This is a genomic window from Wolbachia endosymbiont of Cylisticus convexus (assembly GCF_003344345.1).
The window spans coordinates 26,639-36,540 of record NZ_QPIP01000004.1; the positions used below are offsets into that span (position 1 = coordinate 26,639).

The window sequence follows — 9,902 nt, forward strand, 5'->3', positions numbered from 1 at the left end:
CTCTTTATCACTATTAAAGCGACCACTTTTGAGCTTGCCACAAGTTTCCTTTTTTTGATTTTTTTACTTGTGGTTTTGAGCATTTCTTAGTTTTACCATAAGCTGCTTGTCCTATATAAGCAGGGTTTTTTAACATGTTCCAAATAGTGCTTCTTTTCCAATAGCTTTTCCCTGTTCGTGTTATTACCGGTATCTTATTCAGCCTATGTACAACTTCTCCTATACTTGCTCTTTCTTGACCAATCCAACTAAATATTTTACGCACTACATCTGCCTCTTCTTCATCAACCTCAAACTGAGCACTTCCTTCACCTACATGTTTTGCTATGTAGCGATAACCATAAGGTGCATTACTCATTACACTTATACGGCCAGTTTTAGCTGCATGAAGTTTTCCCCTGCGATTACGTTCCATAATTTTTGCACGTTCATACTCTGCTACTAATCCTTGAATTCCTAAAAACATATTAGATTCTGGGTTATCCTCAAATTTATGATTTAGAAAAATAACCTCTGACCCTGCTTTTCTAAACTCTTCGAGTAAGAGCGCTTGGTATGCAGATTTCCGTGATAACCGATCAGGTGAATGAATGTATATCTTATCAATCTTACCTTCTGCTACTCTATCACGTAAACTCTCTAAGCCAGGACGTTCTAAGTTTGATCCACTGTAACCATTGTCAACAAACCTATGCTCATCTAGTAACTCATGTCCATCGCTACTAATGCGACGCTCCAGTTCTGCAATCTGACTCTCTATCGTATTCTCCTGTGCCTGTTGTCTTGATGAAACTCTTGCATATAAGCTTACCGTTGTCATTTTCTTCTACCTCCTTTGTTTTACATTTCAATAATTGTTCATAAGCATCTGCCAAATATGTATCTGCCAACCGATTAGGCTTATAACCCCAATAAATACCTAACTCTCCTTTTTGCATGTTTTTCTTCCTGTGAAATTTCTTGTAGATTGGTAAGCATTTTAAACTAAACTGTTATTTAAGAATGCTATCTAGTCTGAAAAAACTCTCCCTAGTAAATATACAAGATTTGAAAAAATTATGTCCAAAAAATCTTTGCTTGAATTATCATATTATATATAATATAGCTTATTTAATGTGTTATGGATGTTTATCCAAGTTACGAATTCTGGGAGAGTGATTTAGAAGTTCCGGTTAATCTTTTACTAGATCGCTTTCAAAATTTAGAATTACGCAAACTATGGCTTGATTCCCTTTCTGGTAAACAATTGAGCATCATTTTTCAGCATTGCTTTAAAAATTGTTTAAATGGACAGCTTTTTCAAGATGGAGGTTATGATGATAGATCCACTCAACAAAAACGCAAGATACTTGTCAGTTACTCTGACTCTCTTTTTAACTATTATCTCATTAGCTACTTTGATCGTACAAAGCTTGAGGCTACAGTCAGTGAAGTAGCAAGATTTGCTCTGACTGAGAAGTCAATGAGATCGTACCTGATAAAAAATAATACTAAGTATGATAAAAGATCCTTGTTATTTTTACTGTTTCACATAAATTATGAACTTCTAAAATCTGTTTATCACTTTGATAAAGTGCAAAAGAAAGGTTTCGTATCATTTGCTCTACAGAAATCACCAAGACAAATAAATACTTCATTCAAGGAATTTATGTCACGAGAAGCCGTAGAGCAGATACTAAAGTTCGAAAACCAATTGCAGGGTTTTTTCCATCATCAAGATCGGATATATATGTTTGTACGTCGAGGAAGTGACATAGATTTACTACTTAATTCAAACAAGGTTGTTCATGGCCATAAACCTGAGTGGATGATTTTAGACTTTTCTCTTGATGGCACTCAGGTTAATCTCTGTGCTAAAAATACTAATAAAGCTGTGGAAATAGCAAATAGTATTGCAAGTGGTTATTTTAACTGTGAATGTACTTTTGTAAATATACAAGATAAGAACTTTCCACTACAAGTGCATAAATTTCTTCAAGCATGTATAGAGGGTTCTGATCCTAATATTTGTATATTTGAGTTAAATTTTAAGTCAGATTATTTTAAGAATAGTAATACATATCTTACTTTAAGTGTAAAGCCGTATGATTCTATTGCACCAGAGTTACATATTTTAAAGCCATCTATTGGCAATATACTACAATCTATTCAATCAGCTAAAGTAATGTTCCAAAACAAAAAGGTAACATTTTCTTTCAAAATAAGTGGGGAAGTTTATTATTCAGAGCATCCACTCAATAAAAAAGAAAGAGAGGACCTGAAGAAACATATGGAACAATCTTATGGTCTTAAAATTCTTTCACGAGCAAATTGCTGATCTTTTAAGTTCAAATAGTTCTTGGGTTAATCCAAGTCAAAATCACATTAAAGCAGCAAGATACTTATTTGATCTTGGATGGATACAAATGCAAGAAAGGTATTATATTGTTTGCTCTTGTGAAGAAGATTATCTTGATTGGCCAAATGTAATTGATCCAAGTTGTAGCAATGAGATTTTCATTGATCCAGACTTTGATGAAGCATGTGATGACGCTATTTGTGAAAACTGTTCTCGTCATATTCTGCCTAATACTTATCAAAAACAGAGATTTCATCTCTTATCCATATACTTAAATATAGAGAAAATCATAGACTGGTTTGAAACCGAGTTGAATGATTCAAGACTTATGTGGGAAAAAGTGGAAAAAGGAGTTTATTATGTTTGTAATCAAGGTTGTACTGTAAATCTAATAATCCTTGATTTTTGTACTGATGCAATATTTCTAACTATAGATAAACTTAGAGTCCATCCAACAGTTCTCATTACTCTAAAAAAAGATATACCGAATCTATTATTGAGCCTATATGTAGTGCGAATGGTAGAACTGTTTTGTCAGCTTAAGACTTTAACTGAGATATTTCAAGAAGCAGCTAAAAGAGGAGTACCAGAGGTAGTAGAAAATACTTCTTTGCAAGTTTTACCAGCTTCATATATTTCGCTTAAACGTGTTGAACCAATTGTACCAACAAAGCTTTTGGAGTTACAGGTAGTTAAAGGTATGGTATACGTTAATAGCGTTGAAGTTATAAATAAAAAAGCTGTATCATGTCTTAATATTTTTCGAATATTGTTCAAGCAATTTTTACATGACTGTGAGAAAGAATTACCACCAGAAAAACATACACTTCTCAATATTAATCAGTTAGAAAAACTCTTGGGACTTAGTTTAGAAGCAGATTTAGAACATCAAATCAGAAAACCATTAAATAAAATGCAAAGAACAATCAAAACTACACTTGCTGAGAGATTAGGATTAAGTATTGAACGTGATGATGTAATACAAACCCTTGGTTGGCAAAGATCATCACATGGTTATCGTATTAACCCTTTTACTTTGACTATAAAAAAATAGAATTTCCTGATTTTAAAAATTTTCAGCTCCATGAGTAAATTTTCCAACTCCACGTGCAAATGGTCCTGTTTTTACATCAAGCCATTTATCTTCTTTTGAACCATTAGCCATTCCTTTAACTATTTGCTTTGCTTGTAAAAGCTCTTGAACTATACGCTCTAGTCTATCTCTTCCCATACTATGAAAAATTTCAGGCAGTCTATGTCGTTGTTTATGTATTCCTGCACTTCCTGTGTGAGTAAATGGATGTCCTGAAATAGCAGCTCGCGCAATTGAATCAATAAGATATATTTTAAGATCCTTATCACTAGTATTTTGAGCTTTTAATTGTTCAGTGATGTCTTCTAATAGTCCTGTTTCTTCATTTCTCAGATAAGTACGTACAGTACGATCAGCCAGGCCATTTGCCTTAACAACAGCTCCATAAAATAAGGCATTTTGTCTTGGGATTTTTCCAATTGATCTAAAAATCATTGGTTTAGTTATATCCTCAACAGGCCAAAAAGCAAAAGAACACCTGACTCCATTTACGAGAGCAGAAGTACCTCGAATAGCATCTCGTGCTTGCTCTACTGTTGATATAGGCTTTTCTCCCTTCAGCTTTCTCATATGATGTGCAGTAATTATTGAAGCTCCAGTGCTACATGCTAAATCAGATAATAAACACATGAGATAATCCCCTACTGCTGGATCAGCATTTAAATCTGCATGAATGAAAGAAGCAAGGGGATCAAATATAATGAGCTTTAAATCCTTTATCCTGCTCAGCTGCTTCATTACAGACTCAAATTCTGGAGATATTTCTACAACTTTACCGCGAACATTCTTAAGTATGGCAAAAGATCCTCCTATATTTGGCAGTGGTACAATAAATAGCCTATCTTTATATTTTAATCTTTCACATTTGGGATCAAGTCGTTCTAAGCGACGATGTATTTCATTTGTATCATCTTCTGCAGAAAATACCACAACAGATCCATGTTCAGTAACAAGTTGGCCAAATCCGCATACCTGATCTATGCTACCTGCAACCTTGAGGGCTAGGTCAAGAAGAAGCATACCTTTACCAGTATCACCCATTGCAGCCAAAATAGATGTTACACCCAAAGGAAATAATCCTTCAACCAAGAATCTTTGCTTTGGTACTGGACCTACAAAACGCTCTACACTCCAGCTGAAAATATCAAGTGGTGGTTTAATAATTATTTTTCTTGAGTTTTTTTCAATAAATTCTTCAATATTTATTCCCTCTAACACACAATCAGCAGCATCCCAACTCCTTGGTTTATTCGGTGGAATCTTAAGCGTAGCAAGTGATGCAACACCAAGTTCTAAAAGTTTCTTTTCAGCGTTTTTGGCATATTTATTACCTGCTTCATCATTGTCTGGCCAAATGATAATTTGTTTACCTTTTAGCGGAGTCCAATCTGTTTTATCAAGGGTAGTATTTGCTCCAAACATTGCTGTTGTTGCAGTTATTCCTTTCTCTATAAGTGCTTCTGCGCATTTTTCTCCTTCAACCAGAACAACCTTATCAGATTTTAAAATACCTGGAATGTTGTAGAGTGGCCTTATCTCCGGCTCTTTGAATCTTTGTTTTTTAACATCAAATGGTTTAAATTGTTTTTTCTCTAAAGGAGGATCATAACGGTAGACTATTACAATCAATTGGTTATTTTCATCGTAGTAGTTCCAACTACAAGTTAAGTATTGTTCTAAATTTCTCTGTTCTTTGAAGTTGGTTTTTCCAAGCCATTCACTTATTGAGAGCATTACTTCAGGAAACTCTATTCTCGCATTCTTCCCGTGTACCGTTGCCCAAAGATCAATAATGTCACCACCTTCTCCCGTTGCAAAATCTTTCCATAATCCGGCTCTTTCGCCTGTTAACTCTATTACAGTACTTTTGCCCTTGTTACCCTGTACATCACCTACATAAAACTTATCACCACGAAATGTCCCTCTTGGTAAAAGATGAAAAAGACAAGATCTGATGTTTTGCAAAAGCTGAGTTTTTAGCTCTAGCATAGTGTCGGTTTTTGTGGATAAATTAAGCCGTAGCTATAACTTTAGAGTTCTGCCAACGCCCATTTACTCTGCTAATGAATTTTGCTGGTATTGATTTACCGTTTCTTAGCTCATATACTACTTGCAAGACATTTGCACGTTTATTTGGTTGAAACATTACCATACCAGATGTATAAAAACTTCTTAAAGCATTAGCACCAATTAAAGCTTGAAAAGGACTTTTTGCGAGTGTAGCTGTGGATACTTTTCTGGTATGACGTGTAATAATTATTCCAGCCATAGGATTAATTATAGAACGTAGTTTTTCTATTCTACTTTGCAGGCCAGAAAATATATTTTCATAGTCAATCGAATCCAAGACGATAAGATCTATCGTTTTAAATTTTTCCCCTATGATCTCTTTTATTCTCTCTATACCTTCATCATTTAAAGTTAATCTCATCTTTGTAGTAATGATCAAGTTTTCTTCTGCTAGATTTGGTAGCCTTTGATTAGTTATGATTTGTTGTATGCGTTCCCTGATATAATTGTACTCCATCTCATTTTGCAGATAGACTATTTTTAGTGGCCTTGCTGACTTCATCTTAAGAAACGACACTCCTGCTGCAAGATGTGCAAGCAAAGAGAGAAGAAAATAACTTTTGCCAACCTTTGGAGTACCACCAATGACTAAAAGACCACCTGGAGTGAGAATTCGTGGAGCTATTATATCTTCTGGTATTGGTGATTGATCACTTAAGTACTGCTTTACAGAAAATATTTTTTCTTCTCTTTTCCCCCCTTTTTTTTCTCCACTCTTTGATTTTTTATTGAGCCACTTTCTAGCAGAATATATATCACCCTTAATTAAAATCCAAAGATCAATAATATCACCACCAGTTCCTTCAGTAAAATTACGCCAATCACCAGCTTCCTTACCTACTATTTTAACTGTAATTGTATTTCCATTTAAGTCTCCAATATAAGTTTTTTCTCGGTAAAATTCACCATTTGGAAGTAGGTAAGAAACACACTCCTTGATATTATTAATTAATAATGCTTTTATCTTTTCTTGCTTTTTAGACATAAAACTCCCATACATATTTTTCATACGTTTAAAGTTGAGATTAGCTAGCTCACAAACAGTTTCAAAAGATTTTGAATTCAGCCAATTAATTGCTTCTTCTCTTAGCTTTGGGTTTTTTCCTACTGCGTCCTGAATACCTCTAGTAACGACAGCAGACCAAAGCTTTTCCTCGTCGTACTTCAAAATGGTACTCTGTCAATTTCATAATTTTTACGGTATTCTACCGAAGCAATTTTGTTCTTCTCTCCATATTCATCAGTTATAACACCTACCTTTACTGTAAACTCCAACCCATTTAATTCTGCAACTGAATTTAGCTTACGAGCAAGGATTGCATTTTCTGAGTTATCATGTGGATGAATGTCACGTGCCGATTCCAAGATACTGCGAAGCATAGAGCGACCCATTTCTCCCCAAGTATCTTCTGCTTTATTACTTTTAATACCAATTATTTGGTAAATCTTGTGCTTTTCATATAGACCTTCAATAACGGTAAATTCTGTATTTAAATAAATGCTACCGGTAGTGGGGCTTTTAGTAAACCAATGCTCATAACCTCCAGGCTTGATTGTCATTTTTACCTTTACTATTGTACCTTTTGGTATCAATCTACTTTGCGGTTTTACAGTGTTAAAATCAGTTAATAGGTTTTGTAACATATATCACTCTCCATGTTTAAATTTTAAAACTTGCTTTTAATCTTTGTAAGCAGCTTGCCTAAATGCGGTTCTTCAACCATATTCAGGCGTCCACTGCGGTCTTTAGCTGGGTATCTCCAAGGGTTTAAAGTGTGGCAAACAAAACTCCGTTCCATCATCTCTCTTGATTCCAACCATACTGATTACTTCATCAACTATTCCAGGAATTTCACTAGCAGTTTTAGTTCCTTCGCATTGAGGTAGCCAAATTGGACGATTGAAGTCATCGAGATATTGACCTAAAGTGCCAACTATGATGATGTCTTTGTCTCTGATGTGTTGAAATTGATTGAGCCAAGCCATCATTTCCTGAGCAAGTAATCCATAGGCAGCTCTCATATCCTGTTTTCCTGATCTCTCAGAAAAAGCTTCTGGTTGCATTTTTGCCCATAATAGACATAAACGTGAAGCAACGGTTATGCTATCTACAAAAATGCATCGGTATTTAGAAAACTCAGAGGAAAAATCTTTGTACTTACTAGATACATGTTCATAGTGTCTTTGGCTGTATGCCTGATCAGATTTTAATGCAGGATTAGAACCGCCTATAAGACAAGCAATATCTCTAGCTTCACTCCAAGTGCGAAGGCTAATAGAATCTCCTTGCCAGTCTTGAACGGCAAGAAGCCCTGCTTCAAAATCAAGGCAAAGTGTTGGTTCATCTATAGTCTTTAGTAGACTTGTTTTACCAATACCATAAGGACCAAAGATGACCATCTTTACACTTGGTATTGTTTGCAATCTTTCATTATTGTTCAAAATTTTAAGAATCATTATTTATCCATGCCGCAATGTATATATACAAGAAAGGCAAAAATTTTGTTCAATTTTTCTTTTTGCCTGCGTAGTAAATAGGAAAAAGTTTGGCACGTATCTTCTTGATAATATTGTTTAAAGTGGTTCTTGAAACGTTGTTCATTTTGGCAACTTCATGTAAGTTAAAAAATTTAAGTTGCTCACATATATTTTGCCATTCCTTTGGTAAAACCGAGATCATATAGTCTACATCAATGCGTTTTGTTATTTCACCCTCAAGTAGCTCTGTTACATCGATACTAATATAGTTATTGATATCGCGTTTTGCACATCGCTGTTTCTTTAGCAAGTTAATAGCTTTATTTTCAGTTAGTCTTGCTACAAAAGTGTTAAAGCTACTTTTATCTTCATCATACTGATCAAGGCATGGCCAAATTTCACAGAAGAGTTCTTGCTCAAGATCTTCGTGAGCTTCATTAATAAAGCACTTAGCAAGTTTCAGTCTATAAGCTTGATATTTTACATTTTTAATAACTATATGGTAGTTTTGTAATTTCATAACTTTCCTTAAAAACAAATTGATGCTTTTAAGGATGAGAGTTATTAATGCCGTTATGTAGGACAGAAGCAAAAATAAATAATACTGATGCGATTTTTAATCTATTGATATTCTGTTATTTTTTTTGAGAATAATACTGATGCAATTTAAAATAATACAGTTCAGGTTTTTGGAACCTATTTTGAATGGATTTCAATATTTTTAAGAATGGGTAGCTCAGGCTTCCTAAAGTTATATTAAAAATATATAAGAATTTCATATTTTGAAATTCAATATCACCTAAAGAGCTAAAAATACTGTTAAAAGAATAGCTTAAATTTTTAAGAGGAAAATAGTTGAAAAGTATGCTCTCTATAACCTTAAGTTCCGTTCCTAATTACTGGCTTCCTAAATCAGGAATTAGGAATCTAGAACTAGCCTGTATGGCGGGTTTTCACTATGCGTTCCTAAAACCGTTCCTAGGAAGGGCATATCTGAAGTCCGCCAATATGGAGTGTTTGGATCGGGAATGTTCAAAAAAGTGTGTCAAACCGAAAAAAAGTAATTTATATCAATTTAAAAATGGAGGTTTGACAATGAGTCAAAAAGTAGTAAACAGAACTAACGGATTGGTAGATTATAAAGAGTTGGAAACAAATATCCTGTCGTCTATACGAGAAGGAAGACCGTTGACAGGAAAGGAGGGAGCATTAACACCATTTATAAAAAAGCTGCTGGAGGCGAGTCTAGAAGGTGAAATAGAAAACCATTTATTAGCTGAAAGTGAAGAAAATAATCGCAGAAATGGGAGGAATGGAAAGACTTTACGTACAAGTGCAGGTTCATTTGAGCTGTTAACGCCAAGAGATAGAGAAGGAAGTTTTGAGCCGCAAATAGTCAAAAAAAGGCAAACAAGCTTACATCCAGAGCTTGAAACGAAGATTTTGAGCACATTTGCCAGTGGTATGAGCTATAGAGATATAGCGTCACACGTTGAGGAAATTTATGATCACAAAATATCGGTAGCAGAGATATCAAGTATTACCGACAAATTACTGCCTATAATCAATGAATGGCGTAGTCGTCCACTGCAATCAGTATACCCGATAGTATTTATGGATGGGATGTTCTTTAAGGTCAAGGAGGATGGACATTGCGTAAGTAAATGTATGTACAATATATTGGGCATAGACCAAAATGGCAGAAAAGAAGTCCTGGGCTTTTATTTGGCTGAAAGTGAAGGAGCTAACTTTTGGTTGGAAGTGCTAAATAACCTCAAAGAAAGAGGAGTAGAAGATATTCTGATTGCATGTGTAGATGGGCTAAAAAGCTTTCCTGCAGCCATCAACAGTGTATTTCCCAGTGCAGAAGTGCAGCTATGTATAGTACACCAAATAAGAAATTCTCTGAAATATGTATCCAGT

9 protein-coding genes and 1 pseudogene are annotated in these 9,902 nt (G+C 34.7%); 3 read left to right on the forward strand and 7 right to left on the reverse strand.

Annotated elements, in window-relative coordinates:
• Positions 1-13: 13 nt before the first annotated feature.
• On the reverse strand, positions 14-820 hold the full coding sequence (locus Wcon_RS00950) for a recombinase family protein (RefSeq protein WP_114516880.1): 807 nt from the start codon (positions 818-820) through the stop codon (positions 14-16).
• Positions 723-938 carry a hypothetical protein gene (locus Wcon_RS11340; protein WP_179947449.1) on the reverse strand — a complete coding sequence of 72 codons (216 nt, stop codon included), beginning with the start codon at positions 936-938 and terminating at the stop codon, positions 723-725. The genes Wcon_RS00950 and Wcon_RS11340 overlap by 98 nt, the downstream gene beginning before the upstream one ends.
• A 182-nt stretch (positions 939-1,120) precedes the next feature.
• On the opposite strand from Wcon_RS11340, the gene Wcon_RS00955 reads away from it, so the two are divergent.
• Both Wcon_RS00955 and Wcon_RS00960 read left to right on the forward strand, forming a co-directional pair.
• Complete coding sequence (locus Wcon_RS00955) at positions 1,121-2,317, forward strand: hypothetical protein (RefSeq protein ID WP_114516881.1); 1,197 nt, start codon at positions 1,121-1,123, stop codon at positions 2,315-2,317.
• The gene (locus Wcon_RS00960) at positions 2,283-3,392 is read left to right on the forward strand and encodes a hypothetical protein (protein ID WP_114516882.1); all 1,110 of its coding nucleotides are present in this window, start codon (positions 2,283-2,285) and stop codon (positions 3,390-3,392) included. Before Wcon_RS00955 ends, Wcon_RS00960 begins: the two co-directional genes overlap by 35 nt.
• 12 nt (positions 3,393-3,404) lie before the next feature.
• On the opposite strand, the gene Wcon_RS00965 is transcribed toward Wcon_RS00960, so the two are convergent.
• From Wcon_RS00965 to Wcon_RS00985, 5 genes and pseudogenes are all read right to left on the reverse strand, one after another.
• On the reverse strand, positions 3,405-5,420 hold the full coding sequence (locus Wcon_RS00965) for an AAA family ATPase (protein WP_114516883.1): 2,016 nt from the start codon (positions 5,418-5,420) through the stop codon (positions 3,405-3,407).
• A gap of 22 nt (positions 5,421-5,442) precedes the next feature.
• Entirely contained in the window at positions 5,443-6,669 is a 1,227-nt protein-coding gene (locus Wcon_RS00970; protein ID WP_114516884.1) for an AAA family ATPase, read from the reverse strand.
• Positions 6,666-7,145 (reverse strand): hypothetical protein, encoded by a 480-nt coding sequence (locus tag Wcon_RS00975; RefSeq protein ID WP_114516885.1) that lies wholly within the window; start codon positions 7,143-7,145, stop codon positions 6,666-6,668. Before Wcon_RS00975 ends, Wcon_RS00970 begins: the two co-directional genes overlap by 4 nt.
• Before the next feature lie 23 nt (positions 7,146-7,168).
• Positions 7,169-7,958: pseudogene (locus Wcon_RS00980) on the reverse strand (ATP-binding protein).
• Positions 7,959-8,007: 49 nt separating this feature from the next.
• On the reverse strand, positions 8,008-8,499 hold the full coding sequence (locus Wcon_RS00985) for a sigma-70 family RNA polymerase sigma factor (RefSeq protein WP_114516886.1): 492 nt from the start codon (positions 8,497-8,499) through the stop codon (positions 8,008-8,010).
• 575 nt (positions 8,500-9,074) lie between these two features.
• Here Wcon_RS00985 and Wcon_RS00995 point away from each other — a divergent pair.
• Positions 9,075-9,902: IS256 family transposase (locus tag Wcon_RS00995; protein ID WP_114516781.1), on the forward strand; the 828-nt coding region annotated here is incomplete at its 3' end.

Coding starts and splice junctions, on each gene's coding strand:
- Wcon_RS11340 (WP_179947449.1), bottom strand. CDS start 938: ATGCAAAAAGGAGAGTTAGGTATTTATTGGGGTTATAAGCCTAATCGG.
- Wcon_RS00950 (WP_114516880.1), bottom strand. CDS start 820: ATGACAACGGTAAGCTTATATGCAAGAGTTTCATCAAGACAACAGGCA.
- Wcon_RS00960 (WP_114516882.1), top strand. CDS start 2,283: ATGGTCTTAAAATTCTTTCACGAGCAAATTGCTGATCTTTTAAGTTCA.
- Wcon_RS00965 (WP_114516883.1), bottom strand. CDS start 5,420: ATGCTAGAGCTAAAAACTCAGCTTTTGCAAAACATCAGATCTTGTCTT.
- Wcon_RS00985 (WP_114516886.1), bottom strand. CDS start 8,499: ATGAAATTACAAAACTACCATATAGTTATTAAAAATGTAAAATATCAA.
- Wcon_RS00975 (WP_114516885.1), bottom strand. CDS start 7,145: ATGTTACAAAACCTATTAACTGATTTTAACACTGTAAAACCGCAAAGT.
- Wcon_RS00955 (WP_114516881.1), top strand. CDS start 1,121: ATGGATGTTTATCCAAGTTACGAATTCTGGGAGAGTGATTTAGAAGTT.